The sequence below is a fragment of the Myxococcus sp. MxC21-1 genome (assembly GCF_032612255.1).
GTDB classification, from domain to species: domain Bacteria; phylum Myxococcota; class Myxococcia; order Myxococcales; family Myxococcaceae; genus Myxococcus; species Myxococcus virescens.
Genome location: NZ_CP123278.1, coordinates 6,104,440 through 6,124,434 on the forward strand (window position 1 = coordinate 6,104,440; position 19,995 = coordinate 6,124,434).

A 19,995-nucleotide genomic window follows, 5' to 3' on the forward strand; every position below is an offset into this window, starting at 1 on the left:
AAGTCGTCCTATTGGGAGCACGCACCCACACCCGCAGCGCTCCTGATGTTCGCTTGACCCGAAGGCGCCCCTTTTTATATTTGACCAGTCCGGTCCACATTCAGGTGTGACGGTGTAGGTTCCCCTGCGGCAAAGGCGCTCCGAGGCGCCGGTCGACGTCCCCTCCAGGAAGGTGTTGGAAGCAATGGTGAAGCTGCCGATCTACATGGACAACCACGCCACCACCCCGCTGGACCCGCGGGTGCTGGAGGCGATGCTGCCCTACCTGCGAGAGGATTTCGGTAACGCGGCCAGCCGCAATCACGTGTTCGGCTGGAAGGCCGAGGCGGCGGTGAACAAGGCCCGGCAACAGGTGGCCGAGCTCATCGGCGCGGCCGAGCAGGAGATCGTCTTCACCTCGGGCGCCACCGAGTCCGACAACCTGGCCATCAAGGGCGTCATCGAGTTCTACAAGTCCAAGGGTGACCACATCATCACCCTCAAGACGGAGCACAAGGCCATCCTGGACACCTGCAAGCGCCTGGAGCGCGTGCGGCAGGAGCGGCTGGACGAGCTGAAGCTGCTGCGGCTGGCGCAGCTCGCGGGCCAGGACGTCACCGAGGACAACCAGTCGGAGCTGCTGAAGAAGTACGACGTGGACTCCGACGAGACGTACCGCAAGTGGGCCGAACTGCCCACCGGCGGCGCGCGCGTCACCTACCTGGACGTGGAGCCCGACGGCCGGGTGAGCCTGGAGAAGCTGGCCGCGGCGATGACGCCGAAGACGGTGCTGGTCTCCATCATGTTCGCCAACAACGAGATTGGCGTGGTGCAGCCCGTCGCGGAGATTGGCGCGCTGTGCCGCTCCAAGGGCGTGCTCTTCCACTGCGACGCGGTGCAGGGCATCGGCAAGGTGCCCTTCGACGTGGAGGCCATGAAGGTGGACCTGGCCTCCATCACCTCGCACAAGATGTACGGCCCCAAGGGCATTGGCGCGCTGTACGTGCGCCGCCGGCCGCGCGTGCGCATCGCGCCCATCATCGACGGCGGCGGTCACGAGCGCGGCATGCGCTCCGGCACGCTGAACGTGTCGGCCATCGTCGGCTTTGGCATGGCGGCCGAGCTGGCTCGCAAGGAGCTGCCCGAGGAGTCGGCGCGACTCCTTCGCCTGCGTGAGAAGCTGCGCAAGGGCCTCACGGACGCGCTGGACATGACCACCATCAACGGCTCGCTGGAGCACCGGCTGCCGGGCAACCTCAACATCTCCTTCGCCCACGCGGAGGGTGAGTCCCTGATGATGGGCATCAAGGACGTGGCGGTGTCCTCCGGCTCGGCGTGTACGTCCGCCTCCCTGGAGCCCTCCTACGTGCTGCGCGCGCTGGGCGTGGACGAGGAACTGGCGCACAGTTCCATCCGCTTCGGCCTGGGCCGCTTCACCACGGAAGAGGAAGTCGACTACGTGGTGAACCTCGTAGTGGACAAGGTCCGCAAGCTGCGCGACATGAGCCCGCTCTACGAGATGGCCAAGGAAGGCATCGACCTCAAGAGCATCGAGTGGACGGCGCACTAGCGCCTTCTCAGGTAGACAGGGGGGCGCGAGCCTCCTCGCCCGGAGGGCATTGCCCGCCGGAACCTTTGGTGAGAAGCATCCGTTGAAGGAGCAGGCATGGCTTACAGCGACAAGGTCATCGAGCACTACGAGAACCCCCGGAACGTCGGGACGCTCGACAAGGAAGACCCGAACGTGGGCACCGGCCTGGTGGGCGCGCCCGCTTGCGGCGACGTGATGCGCCTGCAGCTCAAGATCTCCGAGGACGGGCTCATCGAGGACGCCCGCTTCAAGACGTTCGGCTGCGGGTCGGCCATTGCCTCGTCGTCGCTCGTCACCGAATGGGTGAAGGGCAAGACGGTGGACCAGGCGATGACCATCTCCAACAAGGACGTGGCCCGCGAGCTGTCGCTGCCGCCGGTGAAGATTCACTGCTCCGTGCTGGCCGAGGACGCCATCAAGGCGGCCATCGAGGACTTCAAGAAGAAGCGCGCCGCGCGTCAGGCCAAGGCGTCCTGACGTTCGGGAAAGGGAGAGGCGAACCATGAGCGAACAGGCGACCCAGGAGACGACGCAGCGCCAGGCGCCTGCCACCGCGCCCGTGGCCAAGCCCCCCAAGGGCATCACCATTGCCGACAGCGCGGTGGCCCGGCTGAAGGAGCTGCTGGAGCAGCGGCAGACGCCTGAAGCGGGCTTGCGGCTGGCCGTGAAGGGCGGCGGGTGCTCGGGCCTCCAGTACTCCATGGAGTGGTCGGAGAAGTCCCGCGAGCGCGACAAGATTTTCGAGAAGGACGGCGTGCGCGTCTTCGTGGACCCGAAGAGCTACCTGTACCTCATCGGTACCGAGCTGGTGTTCGAGCAGACGCTCATGGCCTCCGGCTTCAAGCTGAACAACCCCAACATCAAGGCGGCCTGCGGCTGCGGAGAAAGCTTCTCCGTCTGACGCGACAGCAAGCGCTCCGCCCCTTCTGGGCGGAGTCGCCGCCACGCGGGCCCGGCCAGCCGCCGGGCCCTTTTCGTTTGTCCCCTCCCCGCATTGGAGAGCCCCCTTTGAGGACCCACTTCGACGTCTTCGGCCTGAAGCGCGCCTATGACGTGGACGTGCCGGCGCTGGAGAAGCAGTACCGCGAGCTGTCGTTGCAGCTCCATCCGGACCGCGTGGCACAGGCCGGCGCCCGCGAGCGCCTGCAGGCCCTGGAGGGCACCACCGCCCTCAACGAGGCCTTCAAGACGTTGAAGGACCCGGTGCGCCGCGCCTTCTACCTGCTCAAGCTGCACGGTATCGACCTGGACCGCGAGGACGCGGGCGCCCAGAAGGACATGCCCCTGGCCTTCCTGGAGGAGGTCATGGACCTGCGCGAGTCGCTGGACACCGCCATGGCGAAGAAGGACCTGGGCCGCGCCCGGGCCATGGCGGACGACGTGGAGGCCCGGAAGAAGGCGGCCCTCACCGAGGCGGCGGAGTCGCTTCGCACCCTGGAGGCGGGCGAGCCGGGGGACGGCGGGCAGGAACAAGTGAGAAAGGCATCGCACGCGCTGGGGCGGGTGCGCTACTTCACGCGCTTCCTCGAGCAGGTGGACGCGTTCGAGGAGGAGATTCAGGCGTGAGCAAGAACGGCTACCTTCAGATTCACGACCCGCTGAAGCCCAAAGGGCAGGCGGTGGGCATCGACCTGGGCACGACGAACTCGCTGGTGGCGGCGGTGGTGAAGGACCAGCCCGTCTGCGTCCCGGTGGACGAGGGCGACGCGCTGTTCCTCCCTTCCGTCGTGCACTACGCGAAGGACGGCGGCGTGGTGGTGGGCGCCCGGGCCCGGAAGCTGGCGTCCGAGCACCCCACTGACACCATCGCCTCCGTGAAGCGCTTCATGGGGCGCAGCCCGGACGACGCGGAGACGCGCAAGCTGGGGCACTACAAGTTCGCGCCCGGCGCCAAGGTGGTGCGCTTCGACGTGGCGGGCGGCACGCCGGTCACGCCCATTGAAGTCTCCGGTGAGGTGCTGCGCGCCCTCAAGCGCCGCGCGGAAGCGCACTTCTCCACCAAAGTGGAGCAGGCCGTCATCACCGTGCCCGCCTACTTCGACGACACCCAGCGGCAGGCCACCAAGGACGCGGGCCGGCTGGCCGGGCTGGAGGTGCTGCGGCTGCTCAACGAGCCCACCGCCGCCGCGCTGGCCTACGGCCTGGACAAGGGCAGCCAGGGCACCTTCGCCGTCTACGATTTGGGCGGCGGCACCTTCGACATCTCCATCCTCAAGCTGGTGGACGGCGTGTTCGAGGTGAAGTCCACCGGCGGCGACTCCGCGCTGGGTGGCGATGACTTCGACCGGGCGATTGCGCAGCGCGTGCTGGAGACGCTGGGCGCGTCCGAGGCGCCGGCTCCCGCCCTGGTGGCGGAGGTGCTGGCGGCCTCGCGCAAGGCCAAGGAAGCGCTCACCGACGCGGCTTCGGTGGAGTTCTCCGCGGGCGGGCAGACGCACTCGGTGAAGCGCGAGGACTTCGACGCCTGGGTTCAGCCCTTCGTGCAGAAGACGGGTACGGTGTGCCGGCGGGCCATGAAGGACGCGGGCGTGACGGCCGGGGAGCTGGACGGCGTCATCCTGGTCGGCGGCGCCACGCGCGTGCCGGCGGTGCGCCGCTACGTGGCGGAGCTGTTCGGCCGTGAGCCGCTGGGCGACATCGACCCGGACCAGGTGGTGGCGCTGGGCGCCGCGGTGCTGGCCAACCTGCTCACCACGGCGGACCGGCAGGACGACGTGCTGCTGCTGGACGTGATTCCCCTCTCCCTGGGTTTGGAGACGATGGGCGGCATCGTGGAGAAGCTGATTCAGCGCAACTCCACCATCCCCACCACTGCGGGCCAGGTGTTCACCACCTTCAAGGATGGGCAGACGGGCCTGGACGTCCACGTGCTCCAGGGCGAGCGCGAGCTGGTGGAGGACAACCGCAGTCTGGCGCGCTTCACCCTGTCCGGCATTCCGCCCATGGCCGCGGGCATGGCCCGGGTGGAGGTCCGCTTCCAGGTAGACGCCGACGGCATCCTCTCCGTCAGCGCGCAGGAGCAGAGCACCGGCGTCAGCCAGTCGATCACCGTGAAGCCCAGCCACGGCCTCACGGATGAGGAGATTGAGCAGATGCTGCTCGACTCCATCGACTACGCCGAGGACGACATCCAGGCCCGGCAGGTCCGCGAGCAGCGGGTGGACGCCGAGCGCGTCCTGGCCGAGGCGGACCGGCAGCTGGGCGAGCACGGCTCGCTGCTCCAGGAAGGGGAGCGCGCCACCATCGACTCCGCCATCGCCCGGGTTCGCGAGCTGATGAAGGGCGAGGACCACCTGAAGCTGAAGGAGGCCGTGCACGCGCTGGACGAGGCGTCCCGCCCCTTCATCGAGCGGGTGATGAATCAGGCCATCACCCAGGTGGTGGCTGGCCACTCCGTGGAGGACTACTGACGTGCCCAAGGTGACTTTCAAGAGCCCCCTGGCCGAGGTCAGCGCCGACGTGCCCACCGGCACCACCCTGCTGGACGCCGCCGAGGCCTGCGGCGCCCAGGTGGGGCATAGCTGTGGCGGGGTCTGCGGCTGCTCCACCTGCCATATCTGGATCCGCAAGGGCCTCGACTCGCTGAGCGAGCAGACGGACGCGGAGGCGGACCGCCTGGACATGGGCTTCGACGTCCGCCCCTATTCCCGGTTGAGCTGCCAGACGGAGCTGGGCGCCGAGGACATCCTGGTCGAAATCACCGAGGAGTCCCTCACCGCCTTCATGGACGAGAACCCCGTCCTGCGCCGTTCGCTCGAGGCCGAAGGAAAATGGCCGCTGAAGAAGTGAGGTTGTTACGTAGTGCTTGACGGGGCCGGGCAGTAGCTCTATACGTCCGGCCCATCGCAGCGCCGCACCGCGATGCCCCACCTGCCCAGGTGGTGGAATTGGTAGACACACTAGATTCAGGGTCTAGCGCCTGCAAGGGCATGGAGGTTCGAGTCCTCTCCTGGGCACAAAGTTGAGAAGGGGCCCCGGTTTCAAACCGGGGCCCCTTTTCGCTTTTCAGGGGTCAGGAACGCGCGGGCTCCACGGCATCGTGCGCCACGTGGTTCGCGGCCTCCCGCGCGAGGCTCCCGCCCTTGCGTAGGTCGCGGATGCGAATCTTCCGCAGGTGGACGGAGACGGCTCCCACGGCGACCTGGCTGATGACGGTGCCCAGGTGCGTGAGCGTGGCGAAGGCCGCCGCGTCCTCCGGCGAGGCCCCCAGGCTGCGGGCCGCCCAACTCGTGACGAAGTAGTAGATGCCCATGCCCGCTGGGACACCCGGGAGCGACTGCCCCAGGGAGATGGCCCCCAGCACCACGGCTCCGGCGAAGAGGCCGCCCGAGATGCCGATGCCGTGGAGTGCCAGACCGTAGGCCAAAGCGGAGGCCAGCACCGGCGCTACCGAGAAGACGAACACCTTCGCCATGCCGGTGAAGGAGCGCGCGGTGCCCAGGCCCTCGCTGACGTGGTGGAGGAAGCCCTCCACCCTCGGGAGCTTGTGGCGGCGGTGCAGCGCGAAGGCGAGCGGGCCGGACCAGTGCGCCAGAAGCACCACCAGCGCAACGAGCCCCACACAGAGTAACACGGCCGCTTTCAGCTCCCCCTCGAAGCGGGACAGCGTCCGGCCGAAGGGGCCCAGCAACGACAGCATGACGAGCAGCATCAGCGCCGCGAACTCCATCAGCTTGCAGACGCCCACGGTGCCCAGGCACCGGAGAAAGGGGATGCGCTGCGTCCTCGACAGGAGGAACGAGCGCATGACGTCGCCCAGCTTTCCCGGCAGCGCGTTGTGGACGAAGGCGCCAATGGCCACCAGGTGGTAGCGCTCCTTGAGGGGCACATGCCGACGGAGGGTGCGCTGCCACTGCACCGCACGCAGCGGGATGATGGAGGCCTGGAGCAGCATGAAGGGCACCAGCCACACGAGGTGGCCGGGCAAGTCCCTCACGAAGTCCCCCAGCGGGAAGCGCGGCTGGAGCAGCGGCCCCGTGCCGCTCAGGTTCCACTTGAAGAAGGCCGTGGACAGCAGGACGACGGACAGCACGAGCCCGAAGACGGCGAGCAGCGCCTTGAGCAACGCCCGGCCTCCGGCGTGCCTCGCCCTCCCCTTCACGGCACCAACCGAAGTCGTGGGGTGTTGTCGAGATAGGCCGCCGCGAGCCGCTCATGGAGCTGTACGCAGTGCGAAAGGCCGGACAGGTCCACGGGCGCCTTCGCGGGCCAACACACCAGGCTGTTGGCCTCCGTGCGAGTCAGTCCTCCGTGCGAGCCGAACTCCCAGGCAAAGCCCACGGTGCCACCGCGCTGCACGGCTTCGCCGAAGAGGACCAGGTCGCCCGCGGTGGACATGGTTGGGAGTACGCGGAGGAAGTCCGCCACCGCGCGCTTGCTGAATTCGGTGGACAGTGGGGCCCGGTCCAGCGTGTCCACGGTGTAGACACCGTCGCGCACGAGCGCGACCGCGCTGTTGCCCCTTCGCAGCGCGACGAGGCCGATGTCCGGGCTCCGCGTCACCCGGGCCAGGACCTCCGGGTGGCGTGCGAGCAGGGAGATGGCTTCCAGCGGATGGGGCTCGCCGGACAAGTACACATGGGCGAAGTTGCCGCAGTCGACGGCCACCGGCGTGAATGGCGCTCGCGGCCGGGTGTCCGGCTCCGGTCGAGTCCTTCCGTCGCAGAGTCCGCGGACCACATCGTCGGAGAGGGGTCCGTCGCCGTGGGGCGCCATCAACCACTGGTCCAGAGGTTGGCCCCTCCGCTGCTCCCAGGGCAGACAGTCCACGTGCCCGTGGTCGGAGAGGAAGACGACGTCGTAGGGCTGCTCCACCGCGCCCGCCACAGCGTACAACTCCGCGAGGTACGCATCCACGCGGTGCAGCTCGGCGCGGGCTTGTCCGGAGCGCGGCCCCCGACGGTGGGCAACCTCATCGTAGTTACCGTAGACCAGGTAGATGACGGGCACGCCTCGCGCCATGTCCACCAGTGACTTGGTGAAGGCGAAGCTCCAACCCAGCCGCTGGAGGAAGACGTGGCTGAAGAGGAAGGCCGGCTCGTGGCGCCAGTCGTGGAGCCCGCGAGCCCAGTGGATGACTTCGCGCGCCGCGGCCCAGGTGTCCATGCCCAGCGAGCGCAGGTAGTCCCAGATGCCGCGAGTGCGCGCACTGAGCAACCCCAGCATCTCGTAGGAGAACGCGCGTGACATCTGCTCGAAGCTGGCCAGCGTGCTCATGCTCAGCGCGTTCTCTGCTCCCGCTCGGAACAGGGAGAAATACCCGTGGCCCCCACCATCGAGCAGACTGGTGCGGCCCGCACCGCGCAGGCGCTGATCGATGGCCAGCGCATCCGCCGGGGTGTTCATCTGGACCTTGCGGCCCAGCTCGCGGTCGAACCACGAGTAGGCCGGCAGGTTGGAGTGGCGCATGCCGTAGAGCAGGCCTGCCTGGAAGTAAGGCGTTGACGTGGGCGATCCCCAGAAGGCCTCGTCCAGGTGGAAGGCCCCCGAGCGGACGAGCCGCGATAGGAATGGCATGCGCCCCGCGACGAGCGCTTCATCCAGCAGGCTCTTCGGGACGCCATCCAGGTGGACGAGGAGCAGCTTCCTCGCCCTGCGTCCTGGCGCGGGTGGAACCTTCTCCCGAACCCGGCGCACGAGGCCGTGAGCCCAGAGATGCATCGCTGGTGGAAGCACAGCGCTCACGGGTGTCGCCTCCCCTCCTCCGGCAGCCAAGATGAGCACTTGAGAGGACAGCCGCCCCAGGGAGTGAGTCGCCTTCCAGGAGAGCGGGCGGGCAACCGCCGAGGCTCATGGGCGCGGGAAGAAACGCCGCCACCCGGGCATCCCCCGCAGCCTCTTCATGCGCATTCCCGCTGCGGCCGTCCTCCTCGTCAGCCTGAGCGCTTCCCCGGGCTCGATCCCGCGAGGAACTCTGGCTTCGATGCGATTGCCATTCCCCTGGTGAGCTTCAGCTCGGACCTGGGCATGGGCTAACCGTGGGCGGGATGTACCTCTATGCACCAGGAAAGGAGCCCTACGCACACGCCATCAGCGCGCAGGTATTCTTCAGCAACCGGGGCGTGCAGAGCCACTCACTGCGCTACGACGGGCCGAAGCTGCTCGGGCCGCTGCGCGTGGAAGGTCGGCTGGATTACCGGCGAGAGATTCGCAACCCTTTCTTCGGCGCGGGCAATCGCGGAACCTGTCAACGCGAGTGAGACAGTGAGTTCGAGAGATTACTGCGTAGCTTTCAGTGAGGCGGAGAGCCGCGCGGGGTCGTTTATCCAGACGGAGGTAGGCGGTGCCTTCGGCATGGGAGCACCGCGAGGGAAGCGCTCAGGGTGAGCGGCGTAGGCAGCGGCGAGCACCGCAGCGCGGGCCGCGAGGCGCTCGGCCGCCGGCCAAGGTGCACGTCGTAGGGTGTCAACAGGCCGAGGCCGCCGTGGTGGTGCTCGTTGTTGTACCAACCGAAGAAGTCACTGAAGTGGCCGCGAGCGTCCTGGATGCAGCCGAAGGCCTCGGGAAAGTCAGGCCGGTACTTCATCGTTTTGAAGTGGGCCTCGCTGAAGGGGTTGTCGTTGGAAACGTAAGGCCGCGAGTGCGTCTTCGTCACGCCCAGGTCGGCCATCAGCAAGGCCACCGGCTTGGACGTCATGGAGGAGCCTCGGTCGGCATGAATCGTCAACTGGCCGGGTACTACGCCCTGGCGCTCGCACGTCAGCGCCAGCAGCTTCTTCGCCAGGGTGGCCGACTCGCGGTGGGCCACCATCCACCCGACGACGTAGCGGCTGAAGACGTCCAGGACGACGTAGAGGTAGAAGTACGTCCACTTCGACGGGCCGTGCAGCTTCGTAATGTCCCAGCTCCAGAGTTCATTGGGCTTCGTCGCGTGCAATTGGGGCACCGGGTGGTTCGGGTGGCGCAGCTGGTTGCGGCGCTCACGCACCTGGTGATTCTCAGCGAGCACCCGGTACATGGTGCGCTCGGAGCACAGGTAGCGCCCCTCATCGAGCAACTGCGCGTAGACTTCCGCTGGCGCCGCATCCTGGAATCTCGGCTCATGCAGCGCCGCGAGCACCTCGGCCCGCTGCTCGGGGGCCAGCGCCCGCGGTGAGCGGCTTCGGCGCGCCGGCCCGTGCTTGGGCCGTGCTCGTCGGTAGTAGGTGGCACGCGGCAGTCCCAGTGCCGGCACACCGGCGCCACGCCCAGTTCGCTCACCGCTTCCAGGGCCACGCCCATCAAAGCTCCTCGTCGGGCTTCGGCAGCTCCACTCCCAGGATTTCCGATACTTTTTTTGGAGGTCCAGCAGGGCCTCGGCGCGCTTGAGGCGCACCTGGGCACGGGCCAGTTGCTTCTCCAGTTCGGCGACGCGTCGGGCGCTCGCATCGGGAACCTTCGCCGGTGGGCCTCGCTTCTTCGGGCTGCGGGCTGACAGCTCTCCCGCTTCGCGCTGGCGTCGCCACGCGCTCAGCAGCGACGAGTACAGCCCTTCGCGGCGCAGCAGCGCCCCAACCTCACCGGGCTGCGTGCAACGGTCTGCCTCCGCCAGCACCCGCAGCTTGTACTCCGCCGTGAAGCCTCGTCGCCTCGCCTTCTCCTCCACCTCGGTCTCCCGGACCCGAGCCTCTTCCACCACTGCGCTCATCGTTCCTGCCTGGGTCGCCCTGCACACTAAACTGCTGGGTACGAACTGTCTCACTCACGTTGGCAGAGAGGGTCGGTCCGGGCCGGGATTCCGCGGAGATGTGAACAACGAACTGTACAACTTCGACAAGGGGACGCCGGGCTTCTGGTTCCGCCTGCGCGGGAACCCTTTCGGAGAGGAACATCCGCTCCAGTCCTATGTGACCTACGGCTAGGCGGCACATACGCGTGGAGGCCTACGAGCAGTCTGAGCCTGCCCCGATTCCGTTACACCCGAAATGTGGTGGAAAGTGTTTCCACGGAATCGGGGGGCAGCCCCACTTCACGAAGAACTTCGCGAAAACGGGCAACTTCACACCTCATCGCGTCTCTCACAGAGTTCGAGCGTGAGTTGATCCGCGACGGTGTGCGTGCCGGCCTGGCTTGGGTGAAGGCCACCGGTCGCACCTGCTTGGGCCGGAGCGTGGGCCGGCCCAAGCGGGAAGTAGACCTTCAAGCCGTTGCGGGGCTGCGGGGCAGAAGGCGGCAGTTGGAGAGACATCGCCCAGGTCCTACAGGTGTACCCCGACGGACGCTGGTCAAATTGTTCAGCGTCCTGCCAGTGCCCCCCCCCTGAGCTGGCTTCAGCGGCCTGAGTCCCTGAGAAGAAGGGGACACAAGAAAGAGGTTGTTCCGATCACGGTCCCTGCATCAGCTGGGGTTAGGCATCAACGTTGAGGTCAACAGTGTCACCCTCGATCTCAATCACGTCTCCGCTCTGAACCTCGATCTCAAGTCGCTGCAGCCCGTTTTGCTGGGCTAGGAGGCGGACTTCGTTGATCGACACGCTTGGGCCCCAAGGTTGTTCCCGGGGGCAACGAAGCAGCGTCGCACCCGTGACATGAATTTCGGCGCCTCGGGCAGCCTCCTCGCTCAGCCGCACCCGAACGTGAGTCTCGCCCGAGGCCCACTCAGTGGTCACGGATACCAGCGTTGCATCGTGAAGACGGTCCCATTTGATGTTCGCGTTCTGCATGACAATCACATATGGAAATCTGATGGGGAGATGCGCTGCCGGCGACTCCGATAGAGCACGCCGCAAGGAGATTGTCAGGCTGGTCCAGGGTTTCGTGATCATGCCCCTACAGGCCAAGACATTTCCCTGAGACGCCAAGTCTCTTCCGGGAACTACTCACAGGTCAGATTGAGAGGAACGCTACCGTTCTTGCCTTGAGCAGGAAGACAGATGGTAGGCGCGTAGCGGAAAAAGCGCACTCAGCGCAGGGCATCGACCCAGGTCCGCAATTTAGGAAAGGCCTGGGCCTCGCCACGGACACCGGGCTCGGCATCCAACAGCAGCGTGTGGAAGCCCCGGGCTTCCAATCCCTTGCACATCTCCGCACGGACCTGCGCATCCGGCGCGAACAGGATGCAACCGTCCCCACCACCCGCGCCGGACAGCTTGCCCGCGGCGCCGTACGTGGCCGCCAGCGCCAGCACGCGGCGCATGCTTTCCGTCTCCAGCGGCCCCAACTCCAGTAGCAGGGCGTGCTGCGCTTTCACGGCCTCTGAGAAGGCCCGGAAGTCACCGCCGCTCAGCCCGTCCTCAATCGCGTGGCCCAGCGTGTCCGAGCGCGCCACGAAGCTCCGGCGGCCTGACTCCTCCAGACGCGCTTCCACCTGGCCAATCAGCACCCGTGTCGAGGCGCTCTCGCCCGTGAAGGCATACGCCATGGACACCCGGGGCGAAGGCAGGCGCCACACGTCCACCGACGGGGACTCCGCCAGCGCCGCACGCAGCCGCCCGGTGTTGCTCGCCTCAATCAGAGGCGCCACGTCATAGCGCCGGTAGCGCAGCACGCCGCCGGCGAAGCTCGTCGCCACATCGCCGCCGCTGCCCTTCCCGCCCTGCCCCAGCGTGTGCGCCAGGAGCGCCAGCTTCAGCGCGTCGTAGCGTTCCTCCAGCACATAGCGCACGCCTTCCGCCGCCAGCACCGTCGCGCACGCACTGCCGCCCATGCCCAGCTTCTGCCCGTTCGGCCCCACCGCGGACGGGGCCACCGCCAGGTCGAACCCTGGCTCGCGCGCCCATGTGCGCGCAGGGCCTCGTCCAGCGCCCGCGCTACGAAGGCGAACCCCGCTGGGACTTCCCGCTCCCAGCGCACGCCCAGTGGCGTCGTACTTCCCGCCAGCGTCCCCTCTTCCAGGCACACGTGCACCCGGGCATCCGCGCGGCGGCGGACATACGCGGCGGTGCGCGGTGCCACCGCGGCCAGGCGCGCCACGCCGCCCCACAGCACGGCGTACTCCCCGGAGAGGAACAGCTTGCCCGGCGCGGAGAGGGCGCGCTCCATCAGAAGAGGTGCTCCGCCTTCAGCTCCGCGTCACCACCCGGCACGCAGCGAATCACATCCACCGCGCCGCACGCGCGGGCCAGCGCCTCCGCTGCCACCTCGTGCGCGGCGTCCGTCAGCAGCACCGGGTTCGGCCCCGCGTCCAGCGTGAACCACACCGGGATGCCTTTCTTGCGCTGCTCCTTCAGGTGCTGGATGAGCGCCAACGTGCCGGGGCTCATGTAGCTCAGCGGCGGATTCGCGGCGAACGACGTCGCGTGCATCCGCCACGCGTTGCGCTCACACAGTTCGCCCAGGGCCTGCAAATCTCGCCGGGCGATGTGCTCACGCACCTGCACCACCTCCACCTCCGCGTCCTTCACCCACGCCGGGTAGTACGGGCTGGTGTCCACCGTGAGCTTCATCCCGTCCCGCGACTTCACCTCTTTCTCGCCGCGGTCGAGAATCGCCACCACCATGCGCACGTCCGGCCAGTGGGCCGCGTCGAAGCGCTGCACCGCGAAGCTGTCCTCGCCATCCGGACGTTCGCCGCGCTGCCACTCGCAGAACCCACCCTGCACGCTCCGGCACGCCGAGCCGCTGCCCATGCGCGCCAGGATGCTGGCCGCGCGGGGCTCCGACGGCAACCCCGCCGCCGCGCGTCCCGCCACCGCCAGCGCCGCGAAGCCCGCCGCGCTGCTGGCCAACCCCGCCGCCATGGGGAAGTCTCCGCGAGACACCACCTTCGCGGGGCCCAGGTCGGCCTTCGCCTGGGCGCGCACCAACTCCAGCAGCCGCAGCACGCGGTCGCGCTCGCTGCCCTTCGCGGTGTGCCCGTTGAGCTCCACCTGGTCGCTCGCGGCGCCGAACTCCACCGTGGTCGTCACCGACAGCGGCGACAGCGTGAGAGACAGGCTGGACTGGTGCGGCAGAATCAACGCGTCATCCCGCTTCCCCCAGTACTTCACCAGGGCGATGTTGGGATGCGCCAGAGCTGTGGCTTTCATGGGAAGACTCACGACGCCCGCGGTCCCGCGAGCTGGCTGCTGAAGCAGCGCACGCCCATCCGGGTGAGCTTCGTCACCACGGGCTTGGGCTCCAGGAACAGGCCAATGACGGCCCCACCATCTCCACCAGCTCCGGTCAGCTTGGCGCCCAGCGCCCCCAGCTCCCGCAACCGGTAGACCATCTCTTCCAACGGCGGCGACGACAGGCCCAGCGCCGCGAGCAGGCCCTGGTTGACGTTCATCGCGTCGCCCAGTGCCTCCAAATCTCCCGCCGCCACCGCCTTCGCGCCCTCCGAGGACACCCGTCCAATCTCCGCGAACAGGCGCTCGTAGCGCGACGGCCAGCGAGCCTGCCGCTCCCGCAGCGCGCCCACCGTCTTCTTCGTGGGGCTGCGCTCACCCGCGAGCGTCACCACCACATGCAAGGGCTTGGGGCTCTCCACCACCTGCCCCGTCCCCTTGGCGGCCCCCGGCTTGCGCCAGTAGAGGACCAACTGCTCCGCCGCGCTGGTGGTGTGGTCCACGCCGGACGGCGTCCCGTGGAACTCCTGCTCCATCGCCCACGCCACACGCGCCGCGTCCTTCGGCGTGGGTACCTTCCCCGCCGCCTGGAGCAGCAACCGCGCGCACGCCACCGACAACGCCGCCGAGCTCCCCAGGCCCACCGCCAGCGGCAGGTCCGCCTCCAGCGACACCTTCACCGGCGGCGCGCCCGTCACCTCCGCTGCACGGGCGAACGCCGCCGTGAGCTGCGCCCGCTGCGGGCGGCTGAGCGTGGAGGGCAACGCGAGCTGACACGCCTTCGCCGGCACGGCGCGCGCCGTCACGCCCTGCGACAACGGCCCGGCCAGGGCCGGGTGCCCGTACACGACGCTGTGCTCACCCAACAGGATGACCTTGCCGGCGCCAAAGGCCGACAAGGATTCAGGACGAGGAGCCACGGCGTCAAACCGTGGTGCCGGTCGCGGCCGCGGCATCCTCGGCGGGGAGGTTGGCCAGCAATTCGCGGGCCTTCTCCACCTTCACGTGGCCCGCCTTCACCAGCAGGTTGGCAATCTTCTCCACCCAGTCGCCCCGCGCGCCCGCCGTCACCGCCACGCAGCGCGCGTGCATCGCCATGTGGCCCTTCTGGATGCCCACGCTGCCCAGCGCCCGGAGCGCCGCGAAGTTCTGCGCCAGCCCCACCGCCGCGAACACCATGGCGAGCTCTCGCACCGACGTCGTCTGCATCAGCTTGAGCGCCATCTGCACGCCCGGGTGGATTTTGATGGGCCCGCCCACCGTCCCCAGCGCCATGGGCAGCTCGATGCGGCCCACCAGGTGGCCCTCTTCCAGGTACCAGGTGGACAGCGGCCGGTACTGCCCGTTGCGGCAGGCGAACGCGTGCGCGCCCGCTTCAATGGCGCGCCAGTCCTGCCCCGTGGCGATGGCCACCGCGTCGATGCCGTTCATCACGCCCTTGTTGTGCGTGGCCGCGCGGTACGGGTCGGCCTCCGCGAAGCGGCTGGCCTGGGCGATGCCCTCGGCAATCTCCTCGGCCGGCATCTCGAAGTCCGCCAGCAGCGGGATGGGGATGCGGCACATGGCGCGCGCCAGCCGGCGGTCCGCCAGGTTGGAGAGGATGCGCAGGTACACCTTGCCGCCCGTCACCTGCTCGATGAGCGGCGCCACGCCCTCCGCCATGGTGTTGATGAGGTTGGCCCCCATCGCCTCCTGAGCGTCGATGATGAGGTGGACGATGAGCAGCGGCTCGCCGCGCGGCCCTTCCGGGGCCGGCAGCACGCGAACCTCGACGTCCTTGGCCCCGCCGCCGCGCGCCACCATGGCCGGGTGGAAGCTGTTGGCCAGCGCGAGAATCTGCTCCTTGTGCGCCAGGATGCGCTCGGTGGCCACCGTCGGGTCGCCGTAGCGCGACACCTGCACCTGGCCAATCATCAGCGACGGGTCGGCCTCACCGATGAAGCCGCCCGCCTCTCGGACAATCTTCGCCGCGAAGGACACCGCCGCCACGACGGACGGCTCCTCCACCGCCATGGGCACCAGGTAGTCGCGCCCGTTGACCTGGAGGTTGAGGCCCAGGCCCAGCGGGAGGGAGAAGGTCCCCACCGCGTTCTCAATCATCTGGTTCGCCAGGACAGGCTGGAGCGCCTCCGAACCCAGCAGCTGCTGCAGGTCCTCGGGCGTGAGCCGGAACATGCGGGAGAGGTGCGCGTGGCGCTCCTCCATCGGCAGCTTGTGGAACCCGGGAAGCCGGGACGTCACGGTGTCAGACATGTTCTTCCTTCCAGACTTCGGCGCGGCCACCCTCTACAGCGCCGCCAACCAATCCTTCAACTCTCCGGTGACCACCCGGGGCCGCTGTCTCAGTTCAGCGCAGCTTCTGCTTCCCGTCAGCACGAGCGCCTGCCGCAGGCTCGCCAGGATGACCTCCAGCGCCGCCTCCGCCGCCTTGAGCCCGCCCGCCTGCTGCGCCCGGAACAACGGCAGCGCCATGCCGGCCAGGTTCGCCCCCAGCGCCAGCACCTTGGCCGCGTCCAGCCCCGTGCGAAGGCCACCGCTCGCCACCAGGTGGACGTCCGGGCCCACGGCCCGACGCACGGAGGCCAACGCCGCCGCCGTGGGAATGCCCCACGCGCTGAACTCCGCCCCCAGCTGTGCCTGTACGCCTGACGCGCGAAGTTGCTCCACGCGCACCCAGGACGTCCCGCCCAGACCGGACACGTCGATGTTCCGCACGCCCAGGTCCACCAACCGCCGCGCGACGTCCGGGCCAATGCCGCAGCCCGTCTCCTTCACCAGCAGCCGGTCGCCAAAGGCCTTCACCAGCAGCTCCACCACGCGGTAGCCGCCCTGGAAGTCCCGGTCGCCTTCTGGCTGCGTCAGCTCCTGGCCCGCGTTGAGGTGCAGCGCCAGCCCGTCCGCGCCAATGCCGTCCACCAGCCGGCGCGTCCCCTCCACGCCCAACCCGATGGCCTGGAACATGCCGATGTTGCCCAGGAGCGCCACCGTGGGCGCCACCTGCCGCACCTGGAACGACGCGGCCCGCGAGGCGTCCTCCGACATGGCGCGCTGGCTGCCCACACCGAAGGCCAGGCCGTGGCGCTCGGCGAGCAGCGCCAAGTCGCGATTCACCGCACCCGCACGCTCCGTCCCACCCGTCATGCCGGTGACGAGCAGTGGGTAGCGCAGCCGCTTGCCCAGGAACGCCGTGGACAGGTCCACGTCCTCCACGGACATCTCCGGCATCGCGCAGTGGACCAGCTTGACGCACTCCAGCAGGGTGCTGTTTCCGCTGGGTTCGACGTCACCCTTCGAGCAAAGGTCGAGATGCGCGTCCTTGCGTCTGGCTGTGATGTCGTCGCCCATCTCGTTGAAGTCCGGTCCGCCCAGGTGCTACGGCGCGTAAGTGCCCGAATGACCGAGGTTTCCTAGCAAGCACGGCGGGCAAGGCGCAAGCCAAAGGGCCCGGGCGGTCAGTCCCGGCGTGTGGGTGGACGCTGGCGCCTTGTGGGCGGTATGAGCGCCGCGTGAGCGCCCCCCCGACCCACGTGGTTGTCTTCCTGCACAGCGGCGACTACGACCGCGTGCATCAAGGCCTGTCCATCGCCGCCGCTGCCGTGGCCTCTGGCCGCAAGGCGGAGGTGTACCTCTTCTGGTGGGCCCTGGAGCGCTTCCTTGACGGGGCGCTCGACGACCCGGACTTCACGGGTCGCGATGACGTCACCCACCGCTTCGAGTCGCGTGGGATGCCCACGTTGCGCGCCCTCCTCACACACCTGACGGATTCAGGACGCTTCACGCTGGCCGGCTGCACGGGCTCGCTGGGAGCCCTGGGTGCGGAAGCGCGGGCGGATGCCAGTGGCATCGCCCTGTGGCTGGGCTGGAGCGCCATCCTCCAGCGCACCGCGGGCGTGACGGACCGCTTCTATCTCTAGAAGCGAGACGCCGCCCGCGGGGGTGTCCGGGCTTCAGATGCCCAGCTTGACGCCCACGATGACGGCCCGAGGCGCGTTGGGCCGGGCACCGTAGGGACGGCGCGACACGACGGCCTGCTCGTCCAGGATGTTGCGCGCGCTCAGGTACAGCTGCCCCCAGCGGGAGAAGTTCCAGCTCGCGTTGACGTCGAACGTCAGCAGCGCGTCCGTCAGCTCTTCCGGAGGCACCTCGCCCTGCCCCGCCTGCTCACGCATGGCATCCACATAGAAGGCGCTCAGGGCCAGGCCGCCCCACGACGTCTCCACGCCCGCGGTGGCGTAGAGCTGGTGCCGGGGCACGTAGGGCAGCTCGTCGCCCGCGCGCACGTTGCCGAACTGCGGGTCCGCCGACTGGAAGTCCTCACGCAGCCGCGTGCGCGTGAAGGTGTAGGACAGCGAGACGGGGAACGTCACGCCCCCGCCCGGACGGAAGGTCTTCTCACCGAAGACTTCCAGGCCGTAGATGTAGGCCTTGCCCGCGTCCGTCTGCCGGTCGAGGGCGTCGTTGAGGCAACCGCTGGAGAACGTGCAGATGTCGGTGAGGTTCGAGTAGTCGTTGAAGAAGCCCACCGCCTCCAGCCGCTCGCCACGGCGGGTCCACCGCGCGCCGGCCTCGTAGTTGATGCTCTTCTCCGGCAGCACCGCGTCCGGCTGTCCGGGCGCCGGGGGCGAGAAGCCGCGATAGGCGCCCGCGAACAGGCCCAGTTCACGCGTCAGTGCGCCGTAGATGCCCATGCCCGGCATGAGCACCTCCAGCGCGCCGCTCGACTCGGTGCCCGTCAGGTGGTTCCGCGACGCCGAGCGGATGATTTCCATGCGCACGCCCGGCGTCAGCACCAGGGGCCCCCAGCCAATGGCGTCCGTCGCGTGCAGGGCGATGGCGTGCGTGGAGTCCTTGTTGTCGGCCGTCGTGTACGTGGGCTCGCTGGTCCGCACGAGCTGGCCGCCCTGCATCAGGAAGGCATCCTCGGTGTGGAGGCGGCGGATGCTGTCGTAGTGGAAGCGCGCGCCCAGCTCGAGGTTGTGGCTCAGCGGGCCGGTGGTGGCCGTCCAACGGGCGATGCTCTGGAGGCCCTGGGACACGTACGTGCGGTCGTTGGGGCCGATGAGCAGCGCGTCCTGGGACGACGACGAGTCCAGCTCGCCAGTGAGCACGCCGTAGTAGATGGCGTTGCGCGCGCTCGTGGGGTCCGCCAGCACGCTGGCGATGGAGGCGCCGCGGAAGCGGTTCACCTTGCGCCACGCCCGGCTCAGGTCATGCCGGTAGACGGACGTCGTCACGGCCAGCCCGCCCGCTTCGAGCTCGTGGCTGAGCACCACCTGCGTGCGGTGCCACTTCATGTGGTCCAGGGCGCTCGCGACGTAGCGGCGCAGCGGCGCGGCGGCGAAGTCCGCGCTGCTCAGGCCCAGGTACGTCTCGTTCGAGTCCTCGTCCGAGTAGCCCAGCTTGAGCTGGAGCGTCTGGCGCACGGGGCCCTCGGGGACGAGCAGGTAGCGGCCCTTGGCCATCCACTCGTTGCGGGTGAAGCCCGTGTTGCCGCCAACGGTGTCCAGCTCCTTGAAGCCGTCACTGCGCAGGTGGACGCCTTCGAGCAGGAAGCCCGCGCGCTCGGTGCTGGCGCCGAAGACGCCGTGGGCCTTGCCGTAGAGGTACTCGCCGCCCGCCACGTCCAGCCAGGCGGACTCGGACGCGGGGATGTCCCGGGTGATGAACTCCACGGAGCCGCCCACCGTCTGCGGCCCCTGCTGGATGGCCGAGGGCCCCTTGAGCACGCGGATGCTCTGCATGCGCGTGGCCAGCGGGAAGTAGTAGGCCGCCGGCGCGGAGTACGGCGCGGGGCCGAAGAGGACACCGTCCTCCAAAAGGGTGACCTTCTTGCTGCGGTCTGGATTGACGCCGCGCAAGCCCACGTTCGGCCGCAGGCCGAAGCCGTCCTCGCCGCGGGAGTACACACCGGGCACCGTCTGGAGGATGGCGGCCGGGTCATCGCGCTCGAAGCGCTCCAACTGCGCGGGCTTGAGCACGTGGATGGAGCCGCTCGTGCGCGCCTCCGAGGTGCCCACCACCACGCTCTCGAATCTCTTCTCCACCGCCTCGGGTGAAGGCTCCAACACCAGTGGCTCGCCCGCGGGGGCTCGGTGGCCAGCGGCGCGTCGCCCACGGGCGCCTGCGCCGGCTCGGCCTGCTGCGTCTCCGCGGCGGCGGTGTCCTGCACCTGCGGCGCTTCAGGAACGGCGACGGTGTCCTGCGCCTGCGGCGCTTCAGGAACGGCGGCGGCGTCCTGCGCCTGCGGCGCCTCAGGAACGGCGGCGGCGTCCTGCACCTGCGACGGCTCGGGAGCCACGGCGGCGGCGTCCTGGGGCGGCTCGGACTGCGCCGCGGCCGGGGAGGCCCATGCCAGCAAGAGCGCCGGAAGTGTCCAGCTCCGCGCCCACATCAGCTTCTGCTCGAACAGTGCCATCTGAAGCGTTTCGACCTTGTCTGACCGGGATGTCCGACGACTCAA

At 68.7% G+C, this 19,995-nt stretch carries 16 protein-coding genes, 1 tRNA gene and 2 pseudogenes; 9 read left to right on the top strand and 10 right to left on the bottom strand.

Features of this window, described 5'->3' with window-relative positions; all coding sequences use genetic code 11:
* Positions 1-187 precede the first annotated feature (187 nt).
* The 7 genes from QEG98_RS26795 (at position 188) to QEG98_RS26825 (ending at position 5,526) form a co-directional block, all read left to right on the top strand.
* Positions 188-1,549, top strand: coding sequence for an IscS subfamily cysteine desulfurase (locus tag QEG98_RS26795; protein ID WP_228558617.1), 1,362 nt, complete (start codon positions 188-190; stop codon positions 1,547-1,549).
* A 96-nt stretch (positions 1,550-1,645) separates the two neighbouring features.
* Positions 1,646-2,047 carry a Fe-S cluster assembly scaffold IscU gene (iscU, locus tag QEG98_RS26800; protein WP_002634235.1) on the top strand — a complete coding sequence of 134 codons (402 nt, stop codon included), beginning with the start codon at positions 1,646-1,648 and terminating at the stop codon, positions 2,045-2,047.
* A 25-nt stretch (positions 2,048-2,072) separates the two neighbouring features.
* Positions 2,073-2,471 carry a HesB/IscA family protein gene (locus QEG98_RS26805; RefSeq protein WP_002634234.1) on the top strand — a complete coding sequence of 133 codons (399 nt, stop codon included), beginning with the start codon at positions 2,073-2,075 and terminating at the stop codon, positions 2,469-2,471.
* A 107-nt stretch (positions 2,472-2,578) separates the two neighbouring features.
* Positions 2,579-3,136 (top strand): Fe-S protein assembly co-chaperone HscB, encoded by a 558-nt coding sequence (gene hscB, locus QEG98_RS26810; protein WP_316563300.1) that lies wholly within the window; start codon positions 2,579-2,581, stop codon positions 3,134-3,136.
* Positions 3,133-4,980 (top strand): Fe-S protein assembly chaperone HscA, encoded by a 1,848-nt coding sequence (gene hscA, locus QEG98_RS26815; RefSeq protein WP_316563301.1) that lies wholly within the window; start codon positions 3,133-3,135, stop codon positions 4,978-4,980. The genes hscB and hscA overlap by 4 nt, the downstream gene beginning before the upstream one ends.
* Before the next feature lies 1 nt (position 4,981).
* Positions 4,982-5,359 carry a 2Fe-2S iron-sulfur cluster-binding protein gene (locus QEG98_RS26820; RefSeq protein ID WP_316563302.1) on the top strand — a complete coding sequence of 126 codons (378 nt, stop codon included), beginning with the start codon at positions 4,982-4,984 and terminating at the stop codon, positions 5,357-5,359.
* 83 nt (positions 5,360-5,442) lie between these two features.
* Positions 5,443-5,526, top strand: a tRNA-Leu gene (locus QEG98_RS26825).
* 56 nt (positions 5,527-5,582) lie between these two features.
* Here the strand turns inward: QEG98_RS26825 and QEG98_RS26830 are convergent.
* Together QEG98_RS26830 and QEG98_RS26835 are read right to left on the bottom strand one after the other, a co-directional pair.
* A complete protein-coding gene (locus QEG98_RS26830) occupies positions 5,583-6,671 on the bottom strand; it encodes a lysylphosphatidylglycerol synthase transmembrane domain-containing protein (protein ID WP_316563303.1) in 1,089 nt (362 codons plus the stop codon).
* Positions 6,668-8,230, bottom strand: a complete 1,563-nt coding sequence (locus QEG98_RS26835; protein ID WP_316567969.1) for an alkaline phosphatase family protein — start codon at positions 8,228-8,230, stop codon at positions 6,668-6,670. Before QEG98_RS26835 ends, QEG98_RS26830 begins: the two co-directional genes overlap by 4 nt.
* A gap of 317 nt (positions 8,231-8,547) precedes the next feature.
* On the opposite strand from QEG98_RS26835, the gene QEG98_RS26840 reads away from it, so the two are divergent.
* Positions 8,548-8,769, top strand: a complete 222-nt coding sequence (locus QEG98_RS26840) for a hypothetical protein (RefSeq protein ID WP_316563304.1) — start codon at positions 8,548-8,550, stop codon at positions 8,767-8,769.
* Between the two features lie 62 nt (positions 8,770-8,831).
* Here the strand turns inward: QEG98_RS26840 and QEG98_RS26845 are convergent, their stop codons facing one another.
* The 7 genes and pseudogenes from QEG98_RS26845 to fni form a co-directional block, all read right to left on the bottom strand.
* Positions 8,832-10,196, bottom strand: a complete 1,365-nt coding sequence (locus tag QEG98_RS26845) for an IS3 family transposase (RefSeq protein WP_410477846.1) — start codon at positions 10,194-10,196, stop codon at positions 8,832-8,834.
* Positions 10,197-10,895: 699 nt separating this feature from the next.
* On the bottom strand, positions 10,896-11,210 hold the full coding sequence (locus QEG98_RS26850; RefSeq protein ID WP_316563305.1) for a hypothetical protein: 315 nt from the start codon (positions 11,208-11,210) through the stop codon (positions 10,896-10,898).
* A gap of 239 nt (positions 11,211-11,449) precedes the next feature.
* Positions 11,450-12,528: pseudogene (locus QEG98_RS26855) on the bottom strand (mevalonate kinase).
* A complete protein-coding gene (gene mvaD, locus QEG98_RS26860; protein WP_316563306.1) occupies positions 12,528-13,514 on the bottom strand; it encodes a diphosphomevalonate decarboxylase in 987 nt (328 codons plus the stop codon). Before mvaD ends, QEG98_RS26855 begins: the two are co-directional and overlap by 1 nt.
* 8 nt (positions 13,515-13,522) lie before the next feature.
* Positions 13,523-14,455, bottom strand: coding sequence for a mevalonate kinase (gene mvk / locus QEG98_RS26865; protein ID WP_316563307.1), 933 nt, complete (start codon positions 14,453-14,455; stop codon positions 13,523-13,525).
* Positions 14,456-14,459: 4 nt separating this feature from the next.
* Positions 14,460-15,788, bottom strand: a complete 1,329-nt coding sequence (locus QEG98_RS26870) for a hydroxymethylglutaryl-CoA reductase, degradative (protein WP_090495889.1) — start codon at positions 15,786-15,788, stop codon at positions 14,460-14,462.
* Positions 15,789-15,821: 33 nt separating this feature from the next.
* Positions 15,822-16,880 carry a type 2 isopentenyl-diphosphate Delta-isomerase gene (fni, locus tag QEG98_RS26875; protein ID WP_316563308.1) on the bottom strand — a complete coding sequence of 353 codons (1,059 nt, stop codon included), beginning with the start codon at positions 16,878-16,880 and terminating at the stop codon, positions 15,822-15,824.
* Positions 16,881-17,041: 161 nt separating this feature from the next.
* Here fni and QEG98_RS26880 point away from each other — a divergent pair, with 161 nt between their 5' ends.
* Positions 17,042-17,449 carry a hypothetical protein gene (locus QEG98_RS26880; protein ID WP_316563309.1) on the top strand — a complete coding sequence of 136 codons (408 nt, stop codon included), beginning with the start codon at positions 17,042-17,044 and terminating at the stop codon, positions 17,447-17,449.
* A 33-nt stretch (positions 17,450-17,482) separates the two neighbouring features.
* On the opposite strand, the pseudogene QEG98_RS26885 reads toward QEG98_RS26880, so the two are convergent.
* A pseudogene (locus QEG98_RS26885) lies at positions 17,483-19,950 on the bottom strand (TonB-dependent receptor domain-containing protein).
* Between the last annotated feature and the right edge of the window lie 45 nt (positions 19,951-19,995).

Coding starts and splice junctions, on each gene's coding strand:
- iscU (WP_002634235.1), top strand. CDS start 1,646: ATGGCTTACAGCGACAAGGTCATCGAGCACTACGAGAACCCCCGGAAC.
- QEG98_RS26805 (WP_002634234.1), top strand. CDS start 2,073: ATGAGCGAACAGGCGACCCAGGAGACGACGCAGCGCCAGGCGCCTGCC.
- QEG98_RS26845 (WP_410477846.1), bottom strand. CDS start 10,196: ATGAGCGCAGTGGTGGAAGAGGCTCGGGTCCGGGAGACCGAGGTGGAG.
- QEG98_RS26870 (WP_090495889.1), bottom strand. CDS start 15,788: ATGTCTGACACCGTGACGTCCCGGCTTCCCGGGTTCCACAAGCTGCCG.
- fni (WP_316563308.1), bottom strand. CDS start 16,880: ATGGGCGACGACATCACAGCCAGACGCAAGGACGCGCATCTCGACCTT.
- QEG98_RS26850 (WP_316563305.1), bottom strand. CDS start 11,210: ATGCAGAACGCGAACATCAAATGGGACCGTCTTCACGATGCAACGCTG.
- QEG98_RS26835 (WP_316567969.1), bottom strand. CDS start 8,230: ATGCATCTCTGGGCTCACGGCCTCGTGCGCCGGGTTCGGGAGAAGGTT.
- mvaD (WP_316563306.1), bottom strand. CDS start 13,514: ATGAAAGCCACAGCTCTGGCGCATCCCAACATCGCCCTGGTGAAGTAC.